Annotated in this window: 28 protein-coding genes; 6 read left to right on the top strand and 22 right to left on the bottom strand. The window is 60.0% G+C overall.

The window, feature by feature from the left end:
- Window positions 1-64: 64 nt before the first annotated feature.
- Genes thiO through DCO47_RS15275 form a run of 7 tightly spaced genes read right to left on the bottom strand, consistent with a single transcriptional unit; the run spans window position 65 to window position 6,836 of the window.
- Window positions 65-1,165, bottom strand: a complete 1,101-nt coding sequence (gene thiO, locus DCO47_RS15305; RefSeq protein ID WP_116658389.1) for a glycine oxidase ThiO — start codon at window positions 1,163-1,165, stop codon at window positions 65-67.
- 58 nt (window positions 1,166-1,223) lie between these two features.
- Window positions 1,224-1,625, bottom strand: a complete 402-nt coding sequence (locus DCO47_RS15300) for a type IV pilin protein (RefSeq protein WP_042610493.1) — start codon at window positions 1,623-1,625, stop codon at window positions 1,224-1,226.
- Window positions 1,626-1,640: 15 nt separating this feature from the next.
- On the bottom strand, window positions 1,641-4,730 hold the full coding sequence (locus DCO47_RS15295; RefSeq protein WP_116658388.1) for a pilus assembly protein: 3,090 nt from the start codon (window positions 4,728-4,730) through the stop codon (window positions 1,641-1,643).
- A complete protein-coding gene (locus tag DCO47_RS15290; RefSeq protein WP_042610495.1) occupies window positions 4,717-5,196 on the bottom strand; it encodes a PilX N-terminal domain-containing pilus assembly protein in 480 nt (159 codons plus the stop codon). The genes DCO47_RS15295 and DCO47_RS15290 overlap by 14 nt, the downstream gene beginning before the upstream one ends.
- A 10-nt stretch (window positions 5,197-5,206) precedes the next feature.
- On the bottom strand, window positions 5,207-5,920 hold the full coding sequence (locus DCO47_RS15285) for a PilW family protein (RefSeq protein ID WP_116658387.1): 714 nt from the start codon (window positions 5,918-5,920) through the stop codon (window positions 5,207-5,209).
- A complete protein-coding gene (gene pilV, locus DCO47_RS15280) occupies window positions 5,917-6,366 on the bottom strand; it encodes a type IV pilus modification protein PilV (RefSeq protein ID WP_064364111.1) in 450 nt (149 codons plus the stop codon). Before pilV ends, DCO47_RS15285 begins: the two co-directional genes overlap by 4 nt.
- Window positions 6,363-6,836: a GspH/FimT family pseudopilin gene (locus DCO47_RS15275; protein WP_116658386.1), complete on the bottom strand. Its 474-nt coding sequence runs from the start codon at window positions 6,834-6,836 to the stop codon at window positions 6,363-6,365. Before DCO47_RS15275 ends, pilV begins: the two co-directional genes overlap by 4 nt.
- A 130-nt stretch (window positions 6,837-6,966) precedes the next feature.
- Between DCO47_RS15275 and DCO47_RS15270 the strand changes: the two genes are divergently transcribed.
- Window positions 6,967-7,536 carry a GspH/FimT family protein gene (locus DCO47_RS15270; RefSeq protein WP_116658385.1) on the top strand — a complete coding sequence of 190 codons (570 nt, stop codon included), beginning with the start codon at window positions 6,967-6,969 and terminating at the stop codon, window positions 7,534-7,536.
- Here DCO47_RS15270 and ispH read toward each other — a convergent pair.
- The 6 genes from ispH to murJ form a co-directional block, all read right to left on the bottom strand.
- Window positions 7,493-8,437, bottom strand: coding sequence for a 4-hydroxy-3-methylbut-2-enyl diphosphate reductase (gene ispH, locus DCO47_RS15265; RefSeq protein ID WP_042610500.1), 945 nt, complete (start codon window positions 8,435-8,437; stop codon window positions 7,493-7,495). The two genes, DCO47_RS15270 and ispH, sit on opposite strands and share 44 nt — an antisense overlap.
- Window positions 8,438-8,611: 174 nt before the next feature.
- A complete protein-coding gene (gene fkpB, locus DCO47_RS15260; RefSeq protein ID WP_016773128.1) occupies window positions 8,612-9,064 on the bottom strand; it encodes an FKBP-type peptidyl-prolyl cis-trans isomerase in 453 nt (150 codons plus the stop codon).
- The gene (gene lspA, locus DCO47_RS15255; protein WP_042610501.1) at window positions 9,057-9,569 is read right to left on the bottom strand and encodes a signal peptidase II; all 513 of its coding nucleotides are present in this window, start codon (window positions 9,567-9,569) and stop codon (window positions 9,057-9,059) included. Before lspA ends, fkpB begins: the two co-directional genes overlap by 8 nt.
- Window positions 9,562-12,393 (bottom strand): isoleucine--tRNA ligase, encoded by a 2,832-nt coding sequence (gene ileS, locus DCO47_RS15250; RefSeq protein WP_116658384.1) that lies wholly within the window; start codon window positions 12,391-12,393, stop codon window positions 9,562-9,564. Before ileS ends, lspA begins: the two co-directional genes overlap by 8 nt.
- Window positions 12,394-12,406: 13 nt before the next feature.
- A complete protein-coding gene (gene ribF, locus DCO47_RS15245) occupies window positions 12,407-13,345 on the bottom strand; it encodes a bifunctional riboflavin kinase/FAD synthetase (RefSeq protein ID WP_016773125.1) in 939 nt (312 codons plus the stop codon).
- Window positions 13,346-13,474: 129 nt separating this feature from the next.
- A complete protein-coding gene (gene murJ, locus DCO47_RS15240; RefSeq protein ID WP_016773124.1) occupies window positions 13,475-15,013 on the bottom strand; it encodes a murein biosynthesis integral membrane protein MurJ in 1,539 nt (512 codons plus the stop codon).
- A gap of 252 nt (window positions 15,014-15,265) precedes the next feature.
- Between murJ and rpsT the strand changes: the two genes are divergently transcribed.
- Window positions 15,266-15,538, top strand: a complete 273-nt coding sequence (rpsT, locus tag DCO47_RS15230; RefSeq protein ID WP_003228351.1) for a 30S ribosomal protein S20 — start codon at window positions 15,266-15,268, stop codon at window positions 15,536-15,538.
- Window positions 15,539-15,719: 181 nt separating this feature from the next.
- On the opposite strand, the gene DCO47_RS15220 is transcribed toward rpsT, so the two are convergent.
- The 5 genes from DCO47_RS15220 to rplU all read right to left on the bottom strand — a co-directional run bounded on the left by DCO47_RS15220 (window position 15,720) and on the right by rplU (window position 19,475).
- The gene (locus DCO47_RS15220; protein WP_042610504.1) at window positions 15,720-16,187 is read right to left on the bottom strand and encodes a CreA family protein; all 468 of its coding nucleotides are present in this window, start codon (window positions 16,185-16,187) and stop codon (window positions 15,720-15,722) included.
- A 10-nt stretch (window positions 16,188-16,197) separates the two neighbouring features.
- Entirely contained in the window at window positions 16,198-17,316 is a 1,119-nt protein-coding gene (gene proB / locus DCO47_RS15215; protein ID WP_042610505.1) for a glutamate 5-kinase, read from the bottom strand.
- Between the two features lie 137 nt (window positions 17,317-17,453).
- A complete protein-coding gene (gene cgtA, locus DCO47_RS15210) occupies window positions 17,454-18,677 on the bottom strand; it encodes an Obg family GTPase CgtA (RefSeq protein ID WP_016773122.1) in 1,224 nt (407 codons plus the stop codon).
- 193 nt (window positions 18,678-18,870) lie between these two features.
- Complete coding sequence (rpmA, locus tag DCO47_RS15205; protein WP_016773121.1) at window positions 18,871-19,128, bottom strand: 50S ribosomal protein L27; 258 nt, start codon at window positions 19,126-19,128, stop codon at window positions 18,871-18,873.
- 35 nt (window positions 19,129-19,163) lie between these two features.
- Window positions 19,164-19,475, bottom strand: a complete 312-nt coding sequence (gene rplU / locus DCO47_RS15200) for a 50S ribosomal protein L21 (RefSeq protein ID WP_007924746.1) — start codon at window positions 19,473-19,475, stop codon at window positions 19,164-19,166.
- Between the two features lie 241 nt (window positions 19,476-19,716).
- Between rplU and DCO47_RS15195 the strand changes: the two genes are divergently transcribed.
- The 3 genes from DCO47_RS15195 (at window position 19,717) to DCO47_RS15185 (ending at window position 21,670) form a co-directional block, all read left to right on the top strand.
- Complete coding sequence (locus DCO47_RS15195; protein WP_016773120.1) at window positions 19,717-20,685, top strand: polyprenyl synthetase family protein; 969 nt, start codon at window positions 19,717-19,719, stop codon at window positions 20,683-20,685.
- A 181-nt stretch (window positions 20,686-20,866) separates the two neighbouring features.
- Window positions 20,867-21,208 carry a zinc ribbon domain-containing protein YjdM gene (locus DCO47_RS15190; RefSeq protein ID WP_016773119.1) on the top strand — a complete coding sequence of 114 codons (342 nt, stop codon included), beginning with the start codon at window positions 20,867-20,869 and terminating at the stop codon, window positions 21,206-21,208.
- Window positions 21,209-21,412: 204 nt separating this feature from the next.
- Entirely contained in the window at window positions 21,413-21,670 is a 258-nt protein-coding gene (locus DCO47_RS15185; RefSeq protein WP_016773118.1) for a hypothetical protein, read from the top strand.
- Between the two features lie 130 nt (window positions 21,671-21,800).
- Here DCO47_RS15185 and DCO47_RS15175 read toward each other — a convergent pair whose 3' ends face one another.
- The 3 genes from DCO47_RS15175 to DCO47_RS15165 form a co-directional block, all read right to left on the bottom strand.
- Window positions 21,801-22,418, bottom strand: a complete 618-nt coding sequence (locus tag DCO47_RS15175; protein WP_016773117.1) for an FKBP-type peptidyl-prolyl cis-trans isomerase — start codon at window positions 22,416-22,418, stop codon at window positions 21,801-21,803.
- 120 nt (window positions 22,419-22,538) lie between these two features.
- The gene (locus DCO47_RS15170; protein WP_042610506.1) at window positions 22,539-22,844 is read right to left on the bottom strand and encodes a DUF6482 family protein; all 306 of its coding nucleotides are present in this window, start codon (window positions 22,842-22,844) and stop codon (window positions 22,539-22,541) included.
- A 132-nt stretch (window positions 22,845-22,976) separates the two neighbouring features.
- Complete coding sequence (locus tag DCO47_RS15165; RefSeq protein WP_016773116.1) at window positions 22,977-23,465, bottom strand: TIGR00645 family protein; 489 nt, start codon at window positions 23,463-23,465, stop codon at window positions 22,977-22,979.
- A 160-nt stretch (window positions 23,466-23,625) separates the two neighbouring features.
- Here DCO47_RS15165 and DCO47_RS15160 point away from each other — a divergent pair, with 160 nt between their 5' ends.
- Complete coding sequence (locus DCO47_RS15160; protein ID WP_116658383.1) at window positions 23,626-25,455, top strand: hypothetical protein; 1,830 nt, start codon at window positions 23,626-23,628, stop codon at window positions 25,453-25,455.
- On the opposite strand, the gene DCO47_RS15155 is transcribed toward DCO47_RS15160, so the two are convergent.
- Window positions 25,452-25,772 (bottom strand): hypothetical protein, encoded by a 321-nt coding sequence (locus DCO47_RS15155; protein ID WP_016773114.1) that lies wholly within the window; start codon window positions 25,770-25,772, stop codon window positions 25,452-25,454. The two genes, DCO47_RS15160 and DCO47_RS15155, sit on opposite strands and share 4 nt — an antisense overlap.
- Between the last annotated feature and the right edge of the window lie 263 nt (window positions 25,773-26,035).

The following is a 26,035-nucleotide window of genomic DNA, read 5'->3' as shown; positions in this document are numbered from 1 at the left end:
AGCTCCCACATTGGAATGCGTTCCCTGTAGGAGCTGCCGAAGGCTGCGATCTTTTGATCTTGCTTCAGATGCGGCCCTCAGGCGCATACGGCGCCGGGTCAATGATCGGAGCCCGCCCCAGCATCACATCGGCAAACAACTGACACGAGGCCGGCGCCAGCACCAGCCCATTGCGGTAATGCCCGCAGTTCAGCCACAAACCCTCGAACCCCGGCACCCGGCCAATGTACGGCACGCCTTCCGGCGAACCCGGCCGCAGCCCGGCCCAATGCCCGACCACTTCAGCATCCGCCAGCGCCGGCAACAACTCGATCGCCGAGGCCTTGAGGCTTTCCAGCGCCACATCGGTCGGGGTCTTGTCGTAGCCTTCGTGCTCCAGCGTACTGCCGATCAGAATATGACCATCGCGACGCGGAATCGCGTAACGCCCCTTGGCCAGCACCATGCTCGGCAGAAAATCAGCCGCGCACTTGTAGAGAATCATTTGGCCTTTGACGGGTTCTACCGGCAGCGTCAGGTTCAGCGTCTTGAGCAGATCACCGCTCCACGCCCCCGCCGTCAGCACAATCTCGTCGCCGCTGATCACCCCAGTGGAGGTTTGCACACCAACCACGCGCTCGCCTTCGCGGACGAAACCACTGACTTCGCACTGCTCATGAATCGTCACGTTCGGCAGCGCCAGCAATGCCGCTTTCAGCGACTTGACCAGCCGTGGGTTGCGCACGTTGGCGACATCGGCCATGTAGATCGCCCGGCTGAAACCGCTGCCGAGGACCGGCACCGCGTCATGCACCGCCGAGATATCCACAGCCTGCAGCGGCCGGTTCTCCCGCTCGGCCCAGGCCAGCGCTCCGGCCTCATCGTCCAGATCCAGCCAATACAGGCCGGTGGTGTGCACTTCAGGATCGACCCCGGTGCCGGCAAACAAGCGCTCGCCGAGCTGTGGATAAAAATCCTGCGACCAATGCGCCAGCGCAGTAACCGCCGGGCTGTAGCGCCACGGATACAGCGGCGAAACTATGCCGCCGCCGGCCCAGGACGACTCCTGGCCGACATTCGAGCGGTCCAGCAGCACTACGCTGCGCACTTCGGAGGCGAGATTGTAGGCAGTGAGCAGGCCAATTACCCCGCCACCGACAATCACCACTTGCTGTTGCCTGGTCATGTTTGATCCAACCGTAAAAAAAGACAGTGGGCGCAAAAGGCGCCCGAAAGAGAGTGCGTCAGCGGCCCCAGCAATCCTTGGTGGTCACTCCGGTGGTCGCGTTGTTCATGCTTCGCACGCCGGTATTGGTCAGGGTGAAATCACCGCATTTGTCGGTGGCCATGGCCGATCCGGTTTTACGAATCGCGGTCAGCACAAAGGTCTGGTCGGTCAGCGTTGGAGTGATGGTGTAGAAATCATTGCCCGTGCTCAGCCCGGTGACGCCGGTGTAGACATTGTTGCGGGTGTAGAAGCGTTCGAGGGTCTGCGCCTGCTCCGAGAGCAGCGAGACCACTTCGGCGCGACGGCCCTTCTTCACGTATTCGTTGTAGCTGGGAATGCTGATGGTGAGGATGATCCCGATAATCGCGATGACGATCATGATTTCGATCAGGGTAAAACCTCGGCTGGATCTGCGCATGCCTCAAATTCTCGCTTACTGGATTTGTCGCCACATGATACGACGGCTGCCGCCGCCACCTTTTTCCACAACGGTGGTGATGACACCACTGGTGTCGCTCACGAGCTTGGTCTTGGCATCTCGGGAAATGACGTTAAGGGTCGGAATGCCACCGGTGAATACCACGCCACTGGATATCGTGTCATTGCTGTCGACCAAACGGTCACCCGTGGTGTCGATCACGGCGTAGTTGAGCATCTTACCGTTGAACGCATCCAGTTCGACCAGTCTGCCCGTACCAAAGCTAGAACACGGGTCAGTGGTATCGACGCTGGCGGTGGTAAAAACGACTCGCCCCAACACAATGCTCGCCTGGTTGATCACGCGCTCGCCGGTCAGCACGTTGTTGTACACCAGCGGCAAATACCAGCCTTTCTCTCCCGGATACGTCGTTTCATTCTGGCTGGTGGTCAGGAACTGCCCGGAACTGCCGGAGAACGAACCGGTAATCGCCTGCGCCTGCAAACTGCTGACGGTGATTTGTCCGGCCCCGCCTTCTGCATCCCAGATTGAATAGAACGCCTGCAGATCCTTGTTGGTCTTGTCGGCGGTTTCGTTGAACTTGCCGGTGCCAAAGAACACCTGTTTGCCGCCCTGAGCGTTATCCGCCAGCAGCGGTTGCGCGGTGATCGGCTGCGTTGCCCCGCCCGGCGCGGTGAACAAAGGCTTGCCGGCAAAGGCCACGCCCCAGCTCTCCGGCGCCGGTGCACTCAAGTCGAATTTCCACATGCGTCCTTTCAGGTCGCCAGCGTAGGCCGCCTGTACCACGTTCGAAGAGTTCACCCTGAGTTCCACAGATGACAGACCGTTGCTGGTTTCCGTGCTGTCGACGACGATTTTTCTGATCAGCGAACCATCCAGCGCATCCAGTACATATAAAGCCGCAACCCCCGAATTGCTGCCGTAGCCATTGGCGATGAAAGTCGCCCAGCGACCATTGGCCAAGCGTGCCACTTCCGGCCTGGCATAGGCGTAACCCAGATCATTGAACGCATTCGCCGTGTTGGCCGTGGCCGGCGCACTGACTTCCCACAGCGCCCTGATCACGTTACCTGCCGAGGCATCGAACAGTTGCAGCCCATAGAAGGTTTTGCCGCCGGCCCCCGTTCCGCCAATGGCCAGGGTTTTCCAGGTGGTACCGGCCTGCGCATCGAACACGCCGACTTGACCATCCACCAGAAATTTGTGGCTGACGCCGTTGACGTAGTTGGTGTCCGCGATCAGTCGCAGGGACGGCAGCACGCTGGAGGGCATATAGGCATAACGGCGGGTGCCGTTCGCCGAATTGATCACGTTGACGAAACCGTCGTTGGCGTTGACCACCAGACTGGTGTTCATGTTCGCAGCCTTGGTCGTCAGGTAGTTGGTGTAGCTGCTGTCACCCGTCAAATCGGATGCGGTCTTGTCCGAAGGCGACGCGAGCACCAGTGGCGAATTGATGATGTCGCCGAGCAGCGCACTACGCACCTTGAGCCCGGCCTTGTTGGTACCTTTGCTCCACTCGACCAGATCATTGCCGTTGATACCGGTGGGCAGGCCCTGATTCAGCGTGGTCTGCTGGGCTGGGGGAAAGCTGCCGAATGCCAGAGCAATTGGCGCATTGCTCGCGGTGTTCCATGACTGGAAAGTCGGCGCCGTGGCAGAGGGCACGATCGTGGTGTCGGTCGACCATTGCGCCGCCGAGGTATTTACCGTGCCGGTCGAGGTAAAGCCGAGCGACCTGATCGTGCCGCGCCAATCCTTGGGATCGTAAGTGGTCTGGTAAAAACTGCTGCCACTGCTCAAGGTGCTGCTACTGGCGACGCCGGCACCACCGGAGCCGGCCTTGGAAGTGATATCGCTCAATGCCGACGATAACGCCGCATTGAGCCCGGAGCTGTCGGTCGCCTGGTAGTACCTGCCCTGCCCATAACTGGCGGCGTCGGACAACATGTCGTTATCCGCAGCGAAACCCACGATGTAGGTGTTCATGTTCTGCCGGGGAAAATCCACCGCGTTCCAGCTCTTGCCGGCGGCGTCGGTACCGGTCGAGCGCATGTCGATGTCGAAGGCGAATTTGGCAATGTCATCCAGATACAGGGTGTCGCCTTCGCCGTCGCCGTTGAGGTTGTCGCCATCATTATTCACGCCATCCCAGTTCGGTAAACGGCTGCCCCCCAGCGGATCGTTAGTCGGGAACGTCCGGTCGTAAGTCGGCAAGCCATCGGTGATTACCACGCCGTAGTTTTTCTGGCAGCGATATTGAATCGGGCTGGTATAGGTCGCCGGCGTGCCGTTGTAATACGGCGCCAGGCCACGCATATAGCGAGTCACTTCGTAATAGCTCTCGGCCAACGGTGTATTGGCCACGGCATTCAAGCCGTTGATCGATGAAATCAGCGCATTGTAGTTAGCGTCCGCCTGGGCCTGGGTCACGCTGCCGGTAACCGGCGACAGATCGGTGATCGAGCGCGCGATGAAGCCACCATTGCCCGGATTGCTGCTGGTGGCCGGGTTGAACGTCGACAGGCCCATGCGCAGGGTGCGGTTGCTGCTGACCAGTGCGGTGGAAACGTTGCGCGCGACGTTCATCCGGTAATCGTTGGGGATCGCCCCCGTGGTGAAGTCGCGGGTGCCGGTGCTGTTAGCCAGGCTGACTATGTAGGAAATGTAATCGGCGGAATACCGAGTGTTCTCGTTGCCTACGGGGTCGGGGAGCTTGAGGCACAAGGGCGCCACGCTGTTGTTGTAGAACGCATAGGCGCCTCCCGAGCACCCGGAAGTCGGCAGGCTCGATAGAAACACCGTGTCGCCGGTGATCTGTGGAGCATTGAGTGCAGAGCACAATCCGAGAAAAGCATTGCACTGCCGGGCGGGTGTGCGGTTGACGTTCGGGTCGAATCCGGCGGCGTAGATGATGCTGTTCATACTGCCGGAGTCGTCGATCAGCAGCATCACGTTCGGCGCCACCGCAGCCGCGCTCAGCAGCGGCGAATCGGAAGGCGTGAATGCCCACGCCGGCGCCGCCAGATAGAAACTCAGCAGCATGCCGATCAGCAGCGAGCCGCAGCGCTCAATACTTCGCATAGATACTCTCCACCACGCTACGCGAATTGCCGGCGATGCCGACTGCGGTGACTCGATACAACGTCGCCGAGGTGTTACTTGGCACGTTCACTGCCGTCAGGGTCGTGCCGATGTTCTGCACGCCATAGAAGCCATTACCGGCGGCGACCCAGGTCACCCCCGAGGTCGAATTGAAGCCGGCCGAACTGACCACTGACGACTCCGCCGGCGGCAGGCATTGGGTCGTGCCGCTGCACACGGCCAACGAGTAACTGTCCAGCTGCACCGCGCTTTCGCCAACACGCAACGCCGCTTCCGCAGACTGGAACGATTGATTGCGCAGGCTCACGCTGCCGGCCATTTTTTCTTGCAGGTTGGCGCTCTGCATCGACGACAAGCCAATCAACGTGAGCAACAGCAGAAACACCAGACTGACCAGCAAGACCATGCCGCGCTGTGCCTGACGTTGTTGCAAGGAAATCCTCATCACCGCCCCCTCACTGCAAGCGATTGCGCAATGCCGCAACCACGTTGAAGGTTTGATTGCGCACCCGGTTGTTCGGGTCGGTGAGGGTCAGGCTCAGACGCACACTGCGGATGCGCGCGGGATCCCCGGGATTGCTGCTGTAAGTGGAGGCCGCCACGTCGGTCGCGGAGCTGGCCAGGCCGAAGGTGACGTTGAAGGCGCTGACGTTGTTCACCAGCACTTGCTGCGCGGGATTGCCGCTGCCGGTGCCCATGAGGATCTGGTTATTGCTGAAGCTGTAGATCAGGCGGCGGATCGGGAAAGCGATTTGCCCCGTGGTCGGGCTGCGCAATCCGCTGTAGGCGACCGCGCTGTTGCGACAGTCTGAAATCACTGTCCAGGTCGGCGTTCCCCCGCCGCTGCCGACATCGGCGGTGACCATGGTCAGCTTGAGATTGGCGTTATCCCAATTGATCGGGGTGAGTTGCGCGGCGTTGAAGTCGCCCGCGCTGCTCGAATCAGTGATGGTGCCGAGACAGCCGAACATGCCGACCATGCGGATTTCCTGAATCATTTTGCTGAGGACGAAACGCGCGTCCTCCTGCATCGCCGCGGCGCTGTTCTGACTGACGTAGGTGTTTTTCGCGGCAATGAAGATCTGCACCACACCCAGCACGACAATCAGCCCCAAAGCCAATGCGATCAGCAACTCGATCAAACCGAAACCACGGCTGGCATGCTTCATGGCGTGGCCACCGGATCGACCGCCGCCCGACTGGTCAGCACGAAACTGCGCTGGGCACTGGCAGCGTTGGCGGCGCGCGCATCGCTCCAGGTAATGGTGATGGTATAGACACGCTGGTTGAGGGTGATGCTGCCCGTCGCGGTCGGACCGCCAAAGTTGGCGATATTGGTGGTGAAGTCGTAGAGATCCTGATCCCGCGCCACGCTGAGGTTGCCCGAGGTCGGCGGTGTAGTGGTGTAGTCGGCGCCGGAATTGGCGCGAATGCGGTCCATCATGTCGTAGGCAATAAAGCTCGCCTGACTGGTCATCCGCGAACTGTCGGTGTACTTCAGCGCATTGAGTTGCACTGCCGCCGCGCCCAACAGGCCGACAGTGAGAATCAGCAACGCGACCAGCACTTCGATCAGCGTCATGCCCTCCTGTGCGATTTTGCTCCCTGCCCTCATCCGCAATTTCCACCCAGTTGAATGCGTCCGTTCAAACACACGTTCAGCGTCCTGCTTTGCGTGCCCAGCGTGTAACCGATGACCACCGCCGTCGACGGTGCCGCCAGACCGCCAAGATTGTTGAAATCCAGTGCGGTCACTCCTAAAGGTAGCGTCAGAGTCGCCCCGCTGCTCATCGCTGGAACAACCCGCAACAAATTGGCCGGATTGCCGGTACTGTCGTAGACCGCCAGCTCACCGGTCCAGACACTGCCGCCAGCGGTCGGACGCAAACGCGTGGTCACGCCGCGATTGATCGCTTCGAGGCGAGCAAAATTGATTGCGCGCTGCAGGTCGCCGACTTCGGTATCAGCCTTGCTGCTCTGAATCGTACGGGTAAAGGCCGGCACCGCCAGCGTGATCAGTACCAGGAACACCGCGATGGCGACCAGCAACTCGACCAGCGTGAAACCTTTTGTACGAAGATCCATCGATGCCCTCCGTTGCCGTCGGCTATACCTGCTTCTACACGCTAGAACATTCGCTCGGCACATGCCGACTGATTTGGCCTGCGCGGCGCACGGATTGCGCTGCTCACACCATTCCACGGAGGGATTTTTCATGCCGCAACACGGTTTCAGCCTGATTGAACTGCTTATGGGACTGGCGATTGGCGCAATTGTTCTGCTGCTGGTCAGCCCGGCGTTCGCTGCGCTCAAGGAAGCAACTCAACGCGATCATGCAGCGCAATCGCTGATCGAAGGTATTCACCACGCCCGCACACTGGCTATGACACACAATCACAACGTGGTGATCCATGGCATCGACGGCGACTGGAGCCGTGGCTGGCGAATCATTCTGGATCTGAGCGGCAAGGGTTCGGAGGACAGCAGCAATCCGCTGCTGGTTGAACGTGCCAGTGAGGCGAAGGTGCCGATTGTCGGCAACTGGTGGGTGAGCCGCTATGTGCGGTTCAGTCATCTGGGGCAACCGCTGATGCCGGGACGGCGATTTCAGGCGGGGACAATACACATCTGCTCGCCGCGAGCACCGGTCAGCCAGCGGCAGATCGTGCTGGCGGCGACCGGTCGCGTGCGCCTGAGCAGTCAGGAGACCGAACAGGCGCTGTGCGACAGCAGCAGGAACGTCAGATCGAGCGGACGCGCAGCTCTTTCGGCATCGAGAACGTGATGTTCTCTTCACGGCCGGCCAGCTCATCGGCACCGGTCGCGCCCCAGGCCTGCAATTGCTGAATGACGCCACGCACCAGTACTTCCGGTGCCGAGGCGCCGGCGGTGATGCCGATGCGCTCGACGCCGTCGAACCAGCTCTGTTGCAGGTCTTCGGCACCGTCGATCAGGTAGGCCGGGGTCGCCATGCGTTCAGCCAGTTCACGCAGACGGTTGGAGTTGGAGCTGTTCGGGCTGCCGACCACCAGTACCACGTCGCACTCGTCGGCCAGTTGCTTGACGGCGTCCTGACGGTTTTGCGTGGCGTAGCAAATGTCGTCCTTGCGCGGACCGCCGATCGCCGGGAAGCGCGTGCGCAGGGCATCGATGACGCGGCTGGTGTCATCCATCGACAACGTCGTCTGGGTGACGAAGGCGAGTTTTTCCGGGTTGCGCACTTGCAGCTCGGCCACGTCCTTCTCGTCTTCGACAAGATAGATCGCACCGCCATTGCTGGCATCGTACTGACCCATGGTGCCTTCGACTTCCGGGTGACCGGCGTGGCCGATCAGGATGCACTCGCGACCGTCTCGGCTGTATTTGGCGACTTCGATGTGCACCTTGGTCACCAGCGGGCAGGTTGCATCGAAAACCTTCAAACCACGACCGGCGGCTTCGTTGCGCACGGCTTGCGAAACACCGTGGGCGCTGAAGATGACGATGACGTCATCGGGCACCTGATCGAGCTCTTCGACGAAAATCGCGCCACGGCTGCGCAGGTCTTCAACGACGAACTTGTTGTGCACCACTTCGTGACGCACGTAGATCGGCGGCCCGAAGACTTCCAGGGCGCGGTTGACGATTTCGATCGCCCGGTCCACACCGGCGCAGAAGCCACGGGGGTTGGCGAGTTTGATTTGCATGCTGTGCCTCGTGTCTTGCGCGCAAGAAATAACGAATTCTGTGGAAAACAGTGTGGGAGCGACGGTGTGACGATTCGACCTGCTCGCGAAAGCGGTGTGTCAGACAACACCAACGTTGAATGTCATTCAGCATTCGCGAGCAGGCTCGCTCCCACATTGGTTTTGCATTATTACTCAGATCGCTTTGACGCTGATGATCTCGACGTCAAAGGTCAGCGTCTTGCCGGCCAGAGGGTGGTTGAAGTCGACGGTCACTTGCGTGTCGTCGAATTCCTTCACCACACCTGGCAATTCAGTATTGGCCGCATCGTTGAAGATCACCAGCAGGCCTGGTGACAACTCCATGTCGGTGAACTGCGAACGCGGGATGGTCTGCACGTTCTGCGGGTTCGGCTGACCGAAGGCGTTTTCCGGCTCGACGGTCAGGGTGCGCTTGTCGCCGGCCTTGAAGCCGAACAGTGCGGCTTCGAAACCCGGCAGCAGGTTGCCGTCGCCGACCTTGAAGGTGGCCGGGGCCTTGTCGAACGTACTGTCGACGGTATCACCGTTTTCCAGGCGCAGGGCAAAGTGCAGCGTGACTTCGGTGTTCTGGCCGATGCGTTGCTCAGTCGATAGCGGTTCAGTCATGAGCGGCCTCTTCGGTTTTCTTCGATTTGAACATGTCCAGCGCCAGCATGATCGCGCCGACGGTGATCGCGCTGTCGGCAATGTTGAACGCCGGGAAATACCAGCGGTTCTGCCAGTGCACCAGAATGAAGTCGATCACATGGCCCAGGGCAATGCGGTCATACAGGTTGCCCAGCGCGCCACCCAGCACCAGCGCCAGGGCGACGGCCAGCCAGGTGTCGTTGCGGCCCAGGCGCTTGAGCCAGACCACCAGCACGGCACTGACGACAATGGCGATCAGGGCAAACAGCCAGCGCTGCCAGCCGGAGCTGTCCGCGAGGAAGCTGAAGGCGGCGCCGGTGTTGTAGGCCAGGGTCCAGCTGAACAGATCGGGAATGATCACGATCTGCTGGAACATTTCGAGCTTGCTTTCGAAGTAGAACTTGCTGGCCTGGTCAATGACCAGGACCAGCAGGCTCAACCACAGCCAGCTCAGCCGTCCGAAACGGCCAACGGCATCAGGCATAGTGACGAACCTCGCCAGCGCCGCTGATGTTGTCGACGCAACGACCGCAGATTTCCGGATGCTCCGGGTTCACGCCGACGTCTTCGCGGCAGTGCCAGCAACGTGCGCATTTCGGGAAGGCCGATTTGACGATCTTCAGTTTCAGACCACTGACTTCGGTGACCACGGCATCGGCCGGAGCCTGCACGAATGGCGCAACGCTGGCAGTCGAGGTGATCAGGACAAAGCGCAGCTCGTTGCTCAGCTTGGCCAGATCGGCGCTCAGCGCTTCTTCGGCAAACAGCGTTACTTCGGCCTGCAGGTTGCCACCGACGGCTTTCGCCGCACGCTGGATTTCCATCTCTTTGTTGACCGCGACTTTCACTTCCATGATGCGATCCCAGTAGGCGCGACCCAGCTCGAAGCCTTCCGGCAGCTCGGTCAGACCTTCGTACCAGGTATTGAGCATGACGGATTCGTTACGCTCGCCTGGCAGGTATTGCCACAGCTCATCGGCAGTGAAGGCGAGGATCGGCGCGATCCAGCGCACCAGCGCTTCGGAGATGTGGAACAGCGCGGTCTGGCACGAGCGCCGTGCCTTGCTGTCGGCGCCGGTGGTGTACTGGCGGTCCTTGATGATGTCGAGGTAGAAACCACCCAGCTCCTGCACGCAGAAGTTGTGGATCTTCGAGTAGACGTTCCAGAAACGGTATTCGCCGTAGTGCTCTTGCAACTCGCGTTGCAGCAGCAGCGTGCGATCCACCGCCCAGCGATCCAGCGCCAGCATGTCTTCGGCCGGCAGCAGGTCGGTGGCCGGGTTGAAACCGGTCAGGTTTGAAAGCAGGAAGCGCGCGGTGTTACGGATACGACGATAGGCGTCGGCGCTGCGCTGCAGGATCTGCTCGGACACCGCCATTTCGCCGGAGTAGTCGGTCGAAGCGACCCACAGACGCATGATGTCGGCGCCCAGGGTGTCGTTGACCTTCTGCGGCGCGATCACGTTGCCCAGCGATTTGGACATCTTGCGACCGGACTCGTCGACGGTGAAGCCGTGCGTCAGCAGCTCGCGATACGGCGCGTGGTTGTCGATGGCGCAACCGGTCAGCAAGGACGAGTGGAACCAGCCACGGTGCTGGTCGGAACCTTCCAGGTACAGGTCGGCACGCGGGCCGCTCTCGTGACCCATCGGGTGCGAACCGCGCAGGACGTGCCAGTGCGTGGTGCCCGAGTCGAACCAGACGTCGAGGGTGTCGCTGATCTTGTCGTACTGCGGCGCTTCATCGCCGAGCAGTTCGGCGGCGTCGAGTTTGAACCAGGCTTCGATGCCTTCGACTTCAACGCGTTTGGCGACTTCTTCCATCAGCTCGACGGTACGCGGGTGCAGCTCGCCGCTTTCCTTGTTGAGGAAGAACGGGATCGGCACGCCCCAGTTGCGCTGACGCGAGATGCACCAGTCCGGACGGTTGGCGATCATCGAGTGCAGGCGCGCCTGGCCCCAGGCCGGGACGAACCTGGTGTCTTCAATGGCTTTGAGCGAGCGCACGCGCAGGGTGTCGCCGCTGGTTTGCTCCTTGTCCATGCCGATGAACCACTGCGCGGTGGCGCGGTAGATCAGCGGGGTCTTGTGGCGCCAGCAGTGCATGTAGCTGTGTTCGATAACGGTGGTGTGCATCAGCGCACCGACTTCGGTCAGTTTTTCGACGATGGCCGGGTTGGCCTTCCAGATGAACTGGCCGCCGAAGAATTCCAGCGACGGCACGTACACGCCGTTGCTCTGCACAGGGTTGAGGATGTCATCGTTGACCATGCCGTATTTCTTGCAGGTCACGAAGTCGTCCACGCCATAGGCCGGGGCGGAGTGAACCACGCCGGTGCCAGCGCCCAGTTCGACGTAGTCGGCCAGGTACACCGGCGACAGGCGATCGTAGAACGGGTGACGGAAGTTGATCAGCTCCAGCTCTTTACCGGTGGTGGTGGCGATCACCGAACCTTCCACGCCATAGCGCGCCAGACAGGCTTCGACCAGCTCTTCAGCCAGCACCAGCAGCTTGTCGCCGATATCGACCAGCGCGTAGTTGAATTCCGGGTGCACGTTCAACGCCTGGTTGGCCGGGATGGTCCACGGGGTGGTGGTCCAGATCACGATCGCAGCAGGTTTGCCCAGCGAGGCCAGACCGAACGCGGCAGCCAGTTTGGCCTCGTCAGCGATCGGGAAGGCCACGTCGATGGTCGAGGACTTCTTGTTCTCGTACTCGACTTCCGCTTCAGCCAGGGCCGAACCGCAGTCGAAGCACCAGTTCACGGGCTTCAGGCCCTTGAACACGAAACCACCCTTGACGATCTCGGCGAGGGCGCGGATTTCACCGGCCTCGTTCTTGAAATCCATGGTCTTGTACGGGTTGGCGAAGTCGCCCAGCACGCCGAGGCGGATGAACTCGGACTTCTGCCCTTCGATCTGCTCAGTGGCGTAGGCACGGCACAGCTCGCGGGTTTTATCCGCGCCGAGGTTCTTGCCGTGGGTCACTTCAACCTTGTGCTCGATCGGCAGGCCATGGCAGTCCCAACCCGGGACGTATGGCGCGTCGAAACCCGACAGGGTTTTCGAGCGGATGATCATGTCCTTGAGAATCTTGTTCAGTGCGTGACCGATGTGGATCGTGCCGTTGGCGTACGGAGGGCCGTCGTGCAGGACGAACTTCGGACGATCCTTGCCAATCTCGCGCAACTTTCCGTACAGGCCAATACTGTCCCAGCGCTGCAGGATCTGCGGTTCGCGCTGTGGCAGGCCGGCCTTCATTGGGAAGGCGGTGTCCGGAAGGTTTAGCGTGGCTTTATAGTCGGTCATTTAAGGCTCTTCATTAGCGATGGGCGCTAGGTGCGGCTAGTGCACGGGCGGTGGCGACATCCGCATTGATCGCCGTTTTCAATGCCTCCAGAGAGGCGAAGCGCTGCTCTTCACGCAGCTTTTGGTGGAAAACCACCGTCAAACGCCGGTCATACAGATCGCCGGCAAAATCTAACAGATGGACCTCGAGGTGGGCTTTGCCATCCCCTTGCACCGTGGGGCGCACGCCGATATTGGCGACGCCGGGCCAGGTCTTGCCGTCGATGTCGACATTCACCAGATACACCCCGGTGAACGGCACGCGACGACGCTTGAGTTGAATGTTGGCAGTGGGTGTTCCCAATTGCCGGGCCAGTTTCTGGCCATGCAGCACGCGACCGGCGATGCGGTACGGACGACCGAGCAAGCGTTCGGCCAAGGCAAAATCGGCGGCGGCCAAAGCATTGCGCACTTGCGTGCTGCTGACGCGAATGCCATCCAGCTCGACGGTTTGCGCGGCTTCGACGGTGAATCCGTGTACCTGCCCGGCCTGCATGAGGAAATCGAAATCGCCGAGGCGGTCGCAGCCGAAGCGGAAATCGTCACCGACCTCCAGATGCTGCACGCCAAGGCCATCGACCAGAATGGTATCGACGAATTCACTGGCGCTAAGCTTGCTCAACCGCTGGTTGAAAGCCAGGCACAACACCCGGTCGACGCCTTCGGCAGCCAGCAACTGCAGCTTGTCACGCAACCGCGCCAGACGCGCCGGTGCGGTGTCGGGAGCAAAGAACTCCCGTGGCTGCGGCTCGAAAATCACCACGCAGCTGGGTACGCCCAACTCGAGCGCACGCTCACGCAGCCGGGCCAGGATAGCCTGGTGACCACGGTGAACACCGTCAAAGTTGCCAATAGTGGCGACGCAGCCCCGATGCTGGGGGCGCAAGTTGTGGAGGCCTCGAACCAGCTGCATAACGCGCTTCTTGCTCATAAAGTGGTCGATTATAACCACACCCGACGGCCGACGACAGGCAACACCGTAACGCAAAGTGAACGAGCCGACAAAACCGTCGACCCGTGCCTGTCGATAAAGGCTGAAACCTTAGCTCAAGGCCTTGCGATTGAAGTCGCGCAGGCGGAAACCCAGCAGCAGCAACATACCGAAATACGCCACCACCCCGGCCACCACCAGCGCGCCCAGGCGCAAGAAGCGCTCGAGCATGTGCCCCTCATCCCAGGCGGGCATGAAATGCATGCCGGCCAGCAACACCGCGGACATCACCGTCACCGCAACAACCAGTTTGAAACCGAACTTGCCCCAGCCCGGCTGCGGTTGATACATCTTCTGCTTGCGCAGTTGATAGAACAGCAACCCGGCGTTGAGGCAAGCACCGGCACTGATTGCCAGCGCCAGACCGGCGTGGGCCAGCGGCCCGATCAGCGCCAGGTTGAACAACTGAGTGCAGACCAGCGTGAAGATTGCGATTTTCACCGGGGTACGGATGTTCTGTTGCGCATAAAAGCCCGGCGCCAGCACCTTGATCACGATAATCCCGAGCAGGCCGACCGAATAGGCGATCAGCGCACGCTGGGTCATCTCGGCATCGAAGCCACTGAACTGACCGTACTGGAACAGCGAAACGGTCAGCGGTTCGGCGAGAATTCCCAGCGCCAGCGCGCACGGCAGCACCAGCACAAAGCACAGGCGCAGCCCCCAGTCGAGGATGCGTGAATACTCGTGGCGATCCTTGCTGGCGTAGGTCTTGGCCAGCGTTGGCAGCAGAATCGTACCGAGCGCCACACCCAACACGCCCGAGGGCAACTCCATCAAACGGTCGGCGTAGTACATCCACGACACTGAACCTGCGACCAGAAACGAGGCGAAGATGGTGTTGATGATCAGCGAGATCTGACTGACCGACACACCGAGAATCGCCGGCAGCATCTGCTTCATCACCCGCCACACGCCGCTGTCGCGCAGGTTCAGGCGCGGCAGCACCAGCATGCCGATCTTTTTCAGGTGCGGCAGCTGATACAGCAATTGCGCCAGACCGCCGACCAACACCGCCCAGCCGAGGGCCATGACCGGCGGATCGAAGTACGGCGTGAGGAACAGCGAAAACACGATCATGCTGACGTTGAGCAGAGTCGGCACGAACGCCGGCACCGAGAAGCGGTTCCAGGTGTTGAGGATCGCGCCGGCCAGCGACGACAGCGAGATCAGCAATATATAAGGAAAGGTCACCCGCAACAGATCGGAGGTGAGCTGGAATTTTTCCGGGGTATCGGTAAAACCCGGCGCCGTGGCCCAGATCACCCAGGGCGCGGCGATCATGCCCAGCGCCGTCACTACCGCCAGCACCAGCGTCAACAGGCCCGACACATAGGCAATAAAGGTGCGCGTCGCCTCTTCGCCCTGCTGACTTTTATATTCGGCCAGAATCGGCACGAAAGCCTGGGAGAAAGCGCCTTCGGCAAAGATCCGCCGCAGCAGGTTGGGCAGTTTGAAAGCAATAAAGAAGGCGTCCGTGGCCATCCCGGCGCCGAATGTCCGCGCGATCAGCGTGTCACGAACAAAACCCAGAATCCGGGAAAGCATCGTGATAGAGCTGACGGCGGCCAACGATTTGAGCAGATTCATTGAGAGAGTTTGTGCCTGTCGATAAACAGCAGGCGAACAATGCGCCCACTTGTGCGATACTCCGCGCCGCAACAGCACAGAGCCAAAGCTCGCGAGTTTACAGGTCAAGCGCCGGAAATAAATATCCCGCCTCTTTATACCTACCACTTAGCGGAACGATTCAAGTGCCCTTGACAAGACAAGTCTTCATCGGCATGATTCGCGGCCTATTTTGTTTGCTATTTCCTAAAAAGTCTTTCGAGGAGCTCGACGGTGGCCAACTCACCTTCCGCCAAAAAACGTGCAAAACAGGCTGAGAAGCGTCGCAGCCACAACGCCAGCCTGCGTTCCATGGTTCGTACCTACATCAAGAATGTAGTTAAGGCCATCGACGCAAAAGACGCTGAAAAAGCTCAAGCTGCATACGTTCTGGCTGTGCCAGTTATCGACCGTATGGCCGATAAAGGCATCATCCACAAGAACAAGGCTGCTCGTCATAAGAGCCGTCTGAATGGCCACGTCAAAGCGCTGAAAGAAGCCGCTTAATCGACGTAGTCATTAAAAAACCGACCTCAGGGTCGGTTTTTTATTGCCTGGGATTCAACAAGCTACAGGCAAAAAAAGTAGGAGTGAGCCTGCTCGCGATGGCGGCGTATCAGTCGATGCAATTGTTGACTGATACACAGCTATCGCGAGCAGGCTCACTCCTACAATTGGTTTTGCTGTGTTATGGCTGCACAGGCACCCACGGCAGAATCGGGATGGCAGTGACCGCATTCTGCGGACTACCCTCGATCAGGCGATCGCTGTAGACCAGATACACCAGAGTGTTGCGCTTCTTGTCGAGGAAACGCACGACCTGCATGGTCTTGAACACCAGCGAGGTGCGCTCCTTGAATACCTCGTCGCCATCCTTCAGCTCGCCCTTGAACTTGATCGGCCCGACCTGACGACAAGCGATCGATGCCTCGGCGCGATCCTCTGCCAGACCGAGACCACCCTTCACTCCGCCGGTCTTGGCGCGTGACAGGTAGCAGGTCACGCCCTCGACTTTCGGATCGTCGAACGCCTCGACCACGATCCGGTCATTCGGCCCGACAAATTTGAACACCGTCGACACCTGACCGATCTCTTCGGCCGAGGCCAACAGTGGCATGGCCATCAACAGGCCCAACAATCCTTTCGCTACGCGCATCGAATTTTCCCTAGACCAGAATCAGGTTGTCACGGTGAACCAGCTCCGGTTCAGCCATGTAACCGAGCAAACCGACAATCGCATCCGACGACTGACCGATGATTTTTTGCGCCTCCAGGGCGCTGTAATTGGCCAGCCCCCGCGCGATCTCACGACCGTCCGGCGCCACGCAGACCACCATCTCACCACGCCGGAAACTGCCCTGAACCAGTTTCACCCCTACCGGCAGCAGACTTTTGTTGCCCTTGGACAACGCCGACACTGCCCCTTCATCCAGCACCAGAGTGCCACGGGTTTGCAGATGCCCGGCCAGCCACTGCTTGCGCGCCGCGAGCATGCCGCGCTCAGGCGACAGCAGCGTACCGATGCGCTCGCCCGCCTTCAGGCGATCGAGCACGCGCTCAAGCCGCCCACCGACGATGATGGTGTGCGCCCCGGAACGCGCCGCCAGGCGCGCCGCGCGCAACTTGGTCTGCATACCGCCGCGCCCCAGGGCACCGCCGGTACCGCCGGCGACCGCATCGAGCGTCGGATCATCGGCGCGCGCTTCATAAATCAACTGCGCATCAGGATTGTTGCGCGGATCGGCGTCGAACATGCCGTCGCGATCGGTGAGGATCACCAGCAGATCGGCCTCGACCAGATTGGCCACCAGCGCCGCCAGCGTGTCGTTGTCGCCGAAACGGATTTCGTCGGTCACCACGGTATCGTTTTCGTTGATCACCGGAATGACTTTCAACTCGACCAACGCACGCAAGGTGCTGCGGGCGTTGAGGTAGCGCTTGCGGTCAGACAGGTCGTCGTGGGTCAGGAGAATCTGCGCGGTGTGCCGGCCATGCTCGGCGAAGCTCGATTCCCACGCCTGCACCAGACCCATCTGACCGATCGCAGCGGCCGCCTGCAACTCGTGCATGGCACTGGGTCGCGAGGTCCAGCCCAAGCGACTCATGCCGGCCGCCACCGCCCCGGAGGACACCAGCACCAGCTCGACGCCCGCTTCATGCAGCGCCACCATCTGCTCGACCCAGACACTCATTGCCGCGCGATCCAGCCCTTTGCCATCAGCTGTCAGCAAAGCGCTGCCGATCTTCACGACCCAACGCTGCGCACCTGTCACCTTGCTCCGCATCATCTTCAACCTTAGCTTGAGGGCAGCGCGACCTGGCACTGCCCGTGACGTTAATCGTGGCGATTGCTGACCAACGATCGATTTCCGGATACTAAAACGCCGCTCGATTGAGCGGCGTTCAAGTTTATCGCAACGGATCAGTCACGCACGTAAATGATTTCCGGACCGTCTTCGTCATCCACATCTTCTTCGTCCCAGTCATCGTCGCCAATGTCATGGACCGACTTCACGCCACTGCGGCGCAGGGCACGCTTGTCGTCCAGCGCCTGCAACTGCGCACGAGCTTCATCTTCGATGCGCTGATCGAGATCGGCCAGCTCTTCCTTGTACGCAGGGTCTGCGGCCAGGCGATCGGCACGGTCTTCCATATAACGCATGATGTCGTGGCACAGACGCTCGGTACCGATCTTGGCGATGGCCGAGATCACGTACACCGGACCGGTCCATTCCAGACGATCGACGATTTCCTTGACGCGAGCATCGTGCTCTTCTTCAAGGATCTGATCGCACTTGTTCAGCACCAGCCAGCGATCACGCTCAGCCAGCGACGGGCTGAATTTGATCAGCTCGTTGACGATCACTTCAGCCGCGTCCGGAGCACTGGAATCATCCAGCGGCGCCATGTCGACGAGGTGCAGCAACAGCCGCGTACGCGCAAGGTGCTTGAGGAAGCGAATGCCCAGGCCAGCACCGTCGGAAGCGCCTTCGATCAGCCCGGGAATGTCGGCAATGACGAAGCTCTTCCAGCGATCGACGCTGACCACACCGAGGTTTGGCACCAGCGTGGTGAACGGGTAGTCGGCGACTTTCGGCTTGGCGGCCGAGACCGAACGGATAAAGGTACTTTTACCGGCATTCGGCAAACCCAGCAGGCCGACGTCGGCCAGCACTTTCATTTCCAGTTTCAGGTCGCGCTGCTCGCCCGGCTTGCCCGGCGTGGTCTGACGCGGCGCACGGTTGGTACTGGATTTGAAACGGGTGTTGCCCAGACCGTGCCAGCCGCCCTGCACTACCATCAGTTTCTGGCCGGCCTTGGTCAGGTCGCCGATCACTTCCTGAGTGGCGGAGTCGATCACGGTGGTGCCGACCGGCACGCGCAGGATCAGATCTTCACCCTTCTTGCCGGTGCAGTCGGTGCTGCCGCCGTTGGAGCCACGCTCGGCATCGAAGTGGCGGGTGTAACGGTAGTCGACCAGGGTGTTGAGGTTTTCGTCAGCCATCATGTAGATGGAACCGCCGTCACCGCCATCACCACCGTTCGGGCCACCGTTCTCGATGAATTTTTCCCGACGGAAACTCATGGCACCGTTGCCACCGTCACCAGCCTTTACGCGAATCGATACTTCATCAACAAACTTCATAACCAACGCCTCTCGCCGTACGGACGAGCCGAAAAACAATCAAGACATAAGACTCTTGCAAAAATGAGCGCAGCGACCCCAAGACACGACCTGCATCGCACGCCGACAGCCCATACAAACAGCTTTGCAAGAGACTCACCCCACAAACGAAAAAGCCCCGTCGCAAGACAGGGCTTCTCCAGCGATCTCGCGATTAAGCCGCGATTACGCTCACGTAACGACGACCGAAGGCGCCCTTTACTTCGAACTTGATCACGCCTTCGATTTTAGCGAAGAGAGTGTGATCCTTGCCCATGCCAACGCCGTAGCCAGCGTGGAATTGGGTGCCGCGCTGACGCACGATGATGTTGCCGGCCTTGATGACCTGGCCGCCATACATCTTCACGCCAAGGCGTTTGGCTTCTGAGTCGCGACCGTTACGGGTACTACCACCAGCTTTTTTGTGTGCCATGAGTTCAATTCTCCTAGTGAGGAATTAGGCTGTAATTAAGCCTGAATACCGGTGATTTTGATCTCGGTGAACCACTGGCGGTGGCCCATACGCTTCATGTGGTGCTTACGGCGACGGAACTTGATGATGCGGACTTTATCGTGACGACCTTGGGAGATCACTTCAGCCTTGACGGTTGCGCCAGCAACAACTGGTGCGCCGATGTTCACGTCGTCGCCATTGGCGACCAGCAGAACGCGATCAAAAGTCACGGATTCGCCAGTAGCGATTTCCAGTTTTTCGATCTTCAGGTATTCACCTTCAGCGACCTTGTATTGCTTACCGCCGGTAACGATTACTGCGTACATGGTATTTCTCCGATAATCCTGCTCACCCAGCTCTTTATAAGAAGAGGTATTGGCTGGCATGGCTGCATGGGGCTGGAACGGCCCAAGTGCAATTGCGTAAGGCAGGTGCTGCCCAGGAAGTTCAGGGTGCGCGATTGTACGCAAGCAATCTGCGTCGCGCAAGTGGCCGTCTATCGCGCCTTGACAGGTCTGGACGGGGGTCCTAGCATGCCGCGCAACCCTTCTGGAGCGACTCTCGCTGATGCAACCCCAAGCTTTCTACCGCGCGGTGGCGGACGATTTTAGCGCCGTCGACGGCATCATCAAGAAGCAGCTGACGTCTCGAGTGCCGCTGGTATCGAAAATCGGCGATTACATCACTTCGGCCGGCGGCAAACGCCTGCGTCCTTTATTAGTGTTGCTGTGTGGCAAGGCCCTGGGTCGCGAAGGCGACGACATGCGCCTGCTGGCCGCCACCATCGAATTCCTGCACACCGCGACCTTGCTGCATGACGACGTCGTCGACATGTCCGGCATGCGCCGTGGCCGCTCGACCGCCAACGCCATGTGGGGCAACGCTCCAAGCGTGCTGGTCGGCGATTTCCTGTATTCGCGCTCGTTCGAAATGATGGTCGAACTGGGCTCGATGCCGGTCATGAAGATTCTGTCGCAAGCCACGCGCATCATCGCTGAAGGCGAAGTGTTGCAGCTGTCCAAGGTGCGTGACGCCAGCACCAGCGAAGAAACCTACATGGAAGTCATCCGCGGCAAGACCGCGATGCTCTTCGAAGCATCGACCCACAGCGCCGCCGCCCTCGCCGGCGCCACCGCCGAGCAGAGCGAAGCCCTGCGCACCTTCGGCGATCACCTGGGTGTGGCATTCCAGCTGGTTGATGACCTGCTTGACTACAAAGGCGACGCGGAAACCCTGGGCAAGAACGTCGGTGACGATCTGGCCGAAGGCAAGCCGACCCTGCCGTTGATCTACACCATGCGCGAAGGCACGGCCGAACAGGCAGCACTCGTGCGTCAGGCGATCCAGAAAGGCGGGATCGAAGACCTCGAAAGCATCCGCATCGCCGTCGAAGCGTCGGGATCGCTGGAATACACCGCGCAACTGGCCCGCGATTACGTGGCCCGTGCGATCAAGTGCCTGGAAGCGCTGCCGGCCAGCGAATATCGCGATGCACTGGTTGAACTGAGCGAGTTCGCGGTCGCCCGCACGCACTGATTCATCCCCTGTGGGAGCGAGCCTGCTCGCGAAAGCAATCTGCCAATCGACTCAATGTTGACTGACACAGCGCTTTCGCGAGCAGACTCGCTCCCACAGTTGTTTCTGCGCTATGCCCTTCGCAGCCTAAAACCCTATACAATGTGCGCCCTTTAGCCCTCCTGATACCCAAGGAACCTTAGTGAGCACGTTGCCACCCTGCCCGAAATGCAATTCCGAATACACCTACGAAGACGGCACCCAACTGGTCTGCCCCGAGTGCGCCCACGAGTGGTCTGCCAGCGGCGAAGCCGAAGTGGCGGCCGATGATGCCGTGAAGAAAGATTCGGTCGGCAACGTCCTGCAGGACGGCGACACCATCACCGTGATCAAGGATCTCAAGGTCAAGGGCACCTCGCTGGTGGTCAAGGTCGGCACCAAGGTCAAGAACATCCGCCTGTGCGATGGCGATCACGACATCGACTGCAAGATCGACGGCATCGGCCCGATGAAGCTCAAATCCGAGTTCGTCAGAAAAGTCTGAGCCTTGTGTCATCCATCCCGCGCCAGCCGTGGGATGGAGCGTTGCCCTCCCCGCTTCAGCTCAATGAATCCGCGCATGGCCATCAGCCAGCCATTTTGACCTGACACAACCTTTATCTGGAAAAATCCACGATCCGCCAATAGGCACTTGCTATTTGATGAATAAGAATTATTCTCATTGAAACCTTTCAAGGAGATGAGACCCATGACTTATTTGATCGACGCCTGGCTGGATCGCCCACACCCGTACCTCAGAATCCTCCATCGGGAAACCGGCGAAGTCTGTGCGGTGCTTGAAGAAGAAGCCTTGCATGAACTGCAGGATCAAGGTGATCTGGACGTCAGCAGCCTCAATTCCAGCGAGCCGCTGGTGCTCAAGGAGCTGGTGCGCAACCTGTTCCTGTTCTGCTATGCCCGGGCATTGCGCCCGACCAATGAGCTGCACAACAAGATCGAAATATGAAACGCGGTCAAAACTGTAGGAGTGAGCCTGCTCGCGATAGCGGTGTGTCAGCCAGCCAATCAACAACTGACACATCGCGTTCGCGAGCAGGCTCACTCCTACATTGGCCTGCCATCAAGCAGGCTGGGGATTACAGAACGTCCAGCAGCTCGACATCGAACACCAGAACGCTGTGCGGCGGGATGCTGCCCACGCCTTGTGCGCCGTAAGCCAGTTCGCTCGGCACGTACAGGCGCCATTTGCTGCCGGCGTTCATCAGTTGCAGGGCTTCGGTCCAGCCAGCGATCACGCCGCCAACCGGGAACTCGGCAGGCTGGCCGCGCTCGTAGGAGCTGTCGAACACAGTGCCGTCGATCAGCGTGCCGTGGTAGTGCGTGCGCACTTGGTCTTCACGGGTCGGCTTGGCGCCGTCGCCCTGGGTCAGCACTTCGAATTGCAGGCCGGAAGCCAGGGTGGTGATGCCGTCACGCTTGGCGTTTTCCGCGAGGAAAGCCAGGCCTTCGCCAGCCGCGGCCTCAGCCTTGGCAGCCGCTTCGGCTTGCATGATTTCGCGGATCACCTTGAAGCTGGCGGACATTTCTTCCTGGCCAACACGGCTTGGCTTGCCGGCGAAAGCGTCGGTCAGACCGGCCAGGATCGCGTCCAGGCTGACACCCGGTGGCGGGTTGTCGCGCAGCTGGTCGCCAAGTTGACGGCCGATACCGTAGCTGACGCGGGTTTCGTCGGTGGACAGATTTACTTCGGACATGACACTGCTCCGCTGTGCGGACGGCCACAGGACTTGCCGTGCGTGCACAGCGCGTCCCGGCGCGCCCGGAACCAAAAGGGCGAGCAGACTAGCACAGATACCCCGGGCCTGGGGCCGGCCCTACAGCGCCGAGCGCCAGGCGAGCGGCACTTTCAGGCTTTCATTGATGCCACCGCCCAAACCGCACATTTCGTCGTGCACCGAGGTGTGCACCAGATTGAACGGCAGCACCGGAAACGCATGCAGCATGTCCCGCGCGTGCTCGACAGAACGAAGAGTCAGGGTTTTGCCCAGCGGATCATGCAGCGGATGAGCCGCCCCGTGCATGCGCGCTTCCAGCAGATAGATCCCGCCTTCCATGGAAATCAGATTCAACTCATCGACCTTGCCGGCGATGGCATACGCGTTCAACTCTTGCAGGTTCATGGAAGCACCTCAAACGGTGGAGAATCGCACCATTACAGAGTTAGGCCGCTGCGCTTGAAAGCACAAGCCACAAACGAAACCGCCCGTCTGTTTCGCAACAGACGGGCGGTTCTTTGTAACTCGAAGGGTTGATCAGTGCTTGGTGACCTTGTCGAGGTAACCCATGGCGAACGCGGACACCACAAATGTCATGTGAATGATCACGTACCACATCAGGTGCTCAGGATCGACGTTCTTGGCGTCCATGAAGATGCGCAGCAAGTGGATCGAGGAAATCGCCACGATCGACGCTGCGACTTTCATCTTCAGCGACGACGAGTCCATGGTGCCCAGCCAGCTGAGCTTCTCTTTGCCTTCGTCGATGTCCAGTTGCGAGACGAAGTTCTCATAGCCGGAAATCATCACCATCACCAGCAGACCACCCACCAGCGCCATGTCGATCAGCGACAGCAGCACCAGAATCAGGTCCGATTCGGCCATCGCGAAGACGTTGGGCAGGATATGGATGATTTCCTGGAAGAACTTCAATGCCAGCGCCAGCAAACCGAGGGACAGGCCGATGTAGATCGGCGCCAGCAGCCAGCGGGTGGCGTACATTGCATTTTCAATAAAGCGTTCCATTGAATCTCACACAAGGGGCTGGAAATGGCGGCGAGTATAACAGCCCGCTGTGACAGCCAGAAACCGCCGGAAAATCCGCCACCTGCGTGTGTGTGACAAAGTTTTTCTGCTAGTGTCCAAGGCATTGACAGCCCAATGACAGTGGACAGGACGCGTGGAAATGGATGTGCGATCAGCCTTGACGACTGCCGGAATCTGCCTTGCCTTGCTCATCGGTGGTTGCTCGCCCGGCGATGAAAAGCACGTCGCCAACCTCGACGAAAAGACTGCCACGTTCGAACAGTCACTGGACACGATCAGCGATCCGAAGCTCAAGGACGCCATCACCGAACTCGGCGGTTCGCTGCTGTTGCTGGAACGGGCCCGACTCAAGCTCGACGACATCACGCTGCACACTGAATACGGCGCCGACGCCCTCGCCGTGCTCAAGCACTACCCTACCCCGCAGGCGCTGGTCGATACGTTCATCAACGGCCTGTTCGTGCTGCACAAGGACGCCAGCTCGGATTACCTCACCGACCTGCAACCGGTGTTTCCTTTCAACCTGAACATTCCCGGCGGTTTTCTGTTCCCGCACGGCATCGAGTGGCACTCGGTGACGCTGAGCAACAAACGCGTGATCGCCTGGCAGCCGGAGTGGTCGGAAACCGACCCGGGCATTCAGCTCAGCCCGTCCAGCTCCAACGTGACCAACCCCGATGATCTGACGGTGACCTACCCGTTCATCGATGGCCTCAACGTAGACAAGAAAAGCCTGCCACAACCGGTCAGCCTGCAAGGCCAGGTCGAAGTGATCGCGCCCCGGCGGCTGTACAGCTTCGACCTGACGCAGAAAGACGTCGGCCAGACCCGCAGCAATGACAACCTCAGCGTCAAACTGCTCAAGCTGGAGAAGAACTACGCCGAGGTCGAAGTCAGCAACAGCCTGCCATTGGCCGCAGAGGTCGCCGAGGCCCGCATCAATCCGCTCATCGTTCAGGCCCGCGACGCCAGCGGCCAATACCTGGTGCGCGCCGGTTCGATCAACGAGAGCCCGGAGCAGGTCGAGTTTTATCAGCACCAACTCACCCAGCTACAGAAGCAGAAGAGCTGGAGCGACGCCCTGGAAAAACAGCTCAGCGACGACCAGCAAGCCTTCGAGAAAGAGCATCCGCGCCGTTACAACAAGGTGTATTTCCACGGTCCGATCGACACACTGGAAGTCAGCGTGCTCGACTTCTCCTCGGCGACAGTGACGCGCAAACCGCTGGACCTGCCGGTTCGCACCTTCGATCCGCACACCACGGCCAAAGCCGTGCAGCCGCTTGACCTGCCGGTGGTGGTTTACGACGATCTCGCCGCGAACTGGCTCAAAGGCGCGGACCTGACCGAAGAACAACTGAAGGCCGGCGTGCGCATTCATCAATCCGTGGAAGAGCCGAGCGCGGCGCGTATCGAGTTTTCCCACCGCCGCACTTTCAACGACGAACTGCTTGGCGACGAACTCAACCCCGGGGTCAGCCCGGTAACCTTCTTCACGGAAAAGCGCGGCGGCAAACTCGACGAGCCGATCGAGCTGCCACCCGAGGCGTACCAGGTCGATCCGCTGCAAGCGACGATTACTTATGATCTGAATCTGTTTCCGGAAACCCCGGCGATCGCCGTGGGCTCGATGCCGCTGTTTCTGGCCACGGTGGCGAAACAATCCTACGACGCGCAGTCATTGCCCAAAGGCCTGGCGATCAAGAACAACACGCTGGTGGTCGACCTGAAAGCCTTCCCGCCCAACGAGTGGCGTTTCTTCGTCAAGGACGACAGCGGCCACTATCTCAAGCAGATTCTCTCGGTCAGCCACGACGCCAGCACCGAAGGCCCGGCGCTACTCGGTGTGCACTACTTTTACGGTCGCCCGACTCGCGTGGAAACCTATCAGCGCACCGACCTCGCCACCGTGCAGTACGGCTTCGAGGTCAAGCTCGACAAGGCGCCGGTGGACCAGACGGCGCCTTAACCGTTGAGGCTGCGCCCACGACCGCCGTTGATCTGCCGCAACTGAGCTTGCAGGTGCAGGCTCCAGATCTGCGGATCATCGGCGAGTTCGTAGCCATGCAAGGTCAGGCTTTCAACGATGGTGTCGAGAATAGACTCGGCCGCCACCGGGCCGTGGAACGGGCCTTGGGCTTTGATCGCGGAAGGTTGTTCGCCGGCCATGCCGGCCGCGAAGAGCAGCGTCCACATGCCGTTGTCGCCGGCCAGCGGCTTGACGGCGCATTCGATCCGGGTCACCAGACCCAGGCATTGACGGGTGAGACAGAGGTTGCGCGACATGGCGGCGACCCTCGGTAAAGCCGGTATTCAGCCCCACGGGAGGACTGGCTCGATCCAGTGATACTGTCGATATCCTTGACCTGAGAATAGAAGAAAAGTGTCCTGCGCAAGCCAAATGGAACCAGAAGGCGCCGAATGGTCATTGTGTGAAGTTTGGCGCCAGAGTCGTGACGCATTCCCCGAAGATCAATGCAAAACCTGATCTGCAAAACAAATGTAGGAGTGAGCCTGCTCGCGATGGCGGAGTGTCAGGCAACCTTTTG

This window comes from Pseudomonas sp. NDM (assembly GCF_003105095.1).
Lineage (GTDB): Bacteria > Pseudomonadota > Gammaproteobacteria > Pseudomonadales > Pseudomonadaceae > Aquipseudomonas > Aquipseudomonas moraviensis_A.
The sequence above is the reverse complement of the archived record's forward strand: the minus strand, read 5'-3'. Positions and strand labels throughout refer to the sequence as shown.

Coding starts and splice junctions, on each gene's coding strand:
- thiO (WP_116658389.1), bottom strand. CDS start 1,165: ATGACCAGGCAACAGCAAGTGGTGATTGTCGGTGGCGGGGTAATTGGC.
- DCO47_RS15300 (WP_042610493.1), bottom strand. CDS start 1,625: ATGCGCAGATCCAGCCGAGGTTTTACCCTGATCGAAATCATGATCGTC.
- DCO47_RS15295 (WP_116658388.1), bottom strand. CDS start 4,730: ATGCGAAGTATTGAGCGCTGCGGCTCGCTGCTGATCGGCATGCTGCTG.
- DCO47_RS15290 (WP_042610495.1), bottom strand. CDS start 5,196: ATGAGGATTTCCTTGCAACAACGTCAGGCACAGCGCGGCATGGTCTTG.
- DCO47_RS15285 (WP_116658387.1), bottom strand. CDS start 5,920: ATGAAGCATGCCAGCCGTGGTTTCGGTTTGATCGAGTTGCTGATCGCA.
- pilV (WP_064364111.1), bottom strand. CDS start 6,366: ATGAGGGCAGGGAGCAAAATCGCACAGGAGGGCATGACGCTGATCGAA.
- DCO47_RS15275 (WP_116658386.1), bottom strand. CDS start 6,836: ATGGATCTTCGTACAAAAGGTTTCACGCTGGTCGAGTTGCTGGTCGCC.
- DCO47_RS15270 (WP_116658385.1), top strand. CDS start 6,967: ATGCCGCAACACGGTTTCAGCCTGATTGAACTGCTTATGGGACTGGCG.
- ispH (WP_042610500.1), bottom strand. CDS start 8,437: ATGCAAATCAAACTCGCCAACCCCCGTGGCTTCTGCGCCGGTGTGGAC.
- fkpB (WP_016773128.1), bottom strand. CDS start 9,064: ATGACTGAACCGCTATCGACTGAGCAACGCATCGGCCAGAACACCGAA.
- lspA (WP_042610501.1), bottom strand. CDS start 9,569: ATGCCTGATGCCGTTGGCCGTTTCGGACGGCTGAGCTGGCTGTGGTTG.
- ileS (WP_116658384.1), bottom strand. CDS start 12,393: ATGACCGACTATAAAGCCACGCTAAACCTTCCGGACACCGCCTTCCCA.
- ribF (WP_016773125.1), bottom strand. CDS start 13,345: ATGCAGCTGGTTCGAGGCCTCCACAACTTGCGCCCCCAGCATCGGGGC.
- murJ (WP_016773124.1), bottom strand. CDS start 15,013: ATGAATCTGCTCAAATCGTTGGCCGCCGTCAGCTCTATCACGATGCTT.
- DCO47_RS15220 (WP_042610504.1), bottom strand. CDS start 16,187: ATGCGCGTAGCGAAAGGATTGTTGGGCCTGTTGATGGCCATGCCACTG.
- proB (WP_042610505.1), bottom strand. CDS start 17,316: ATGCGGAGCAAGGTGACAGGTGCGCAGCGTTGGGTCGTGAAGATCGGC.
- cgtA (WP_016773122.1), bottom strand. CDS start 18,677: ATGAAGTTTGTTGATGAAGTATCGATTCGCGTAAAGGCTGGTGACGGT.
- rpmA (WP_016773121.1), bottom strand. CDS start 19,128: ATGGCACACAAAAAAGCTGGTGGTAGTACCCGTAACGGTCGCGACTCA.
- rplU (WP_007924746.1), bottom strand. CDS start 19,475: ATGTACGCAGTAATCGTTACCGGCGGTAAGCAATACAAGGTCGCTGAA.
- DCO47_RS15195 (WP_016773120.1), top strand. CDS start 19,717: ATGCAACCCCAAGCTTTCTACCGCGCGGTGGCGGACGATTTTAGCGCC.
- DCO47_RS15185 (WP_016773118.1), top strand. CDS start 21,413: ATGACTTATTTGATCGACGCCTGGCTGGATCGCCCACACCCGTACCTC.
- DCO47_RS15175 (WP_016773117.1), bottom strand. CDS start 22,418: ATGTCCGAAGTAAATCTGTCCACCGACGAAACCCGCGTCAGCTACGGT.
- DCO47_RS15170 (WP_042610506.1), bottom strand. CDS start 22,844: ATGAACCTGCAAGAGTTGAACGCGTATGCCATCGCCGGCAAGGTCGAT.
- DCO47_RS15165 (WP_016773116.1), bottom strand. CDS start 23,465: ATGGAACGCTTTATTGAAAATGCAATGTACGCCACCCGCTGGCTGCTG.
- DCO47_RS15160 (WP_116658383.1), top strand. CDS start 23,626: ATGGATGTGCGATCAGCCTTGACGACTGCCGGAATCTGCCTTGCCTTG.
- DCO47_RS15155 (WP_016773114.1), bottom strand. CDS start 25,772: ATGTCGCGCAACCTCTGTCTCACCCGTCAATGCCTGGGTCTGGTGACC.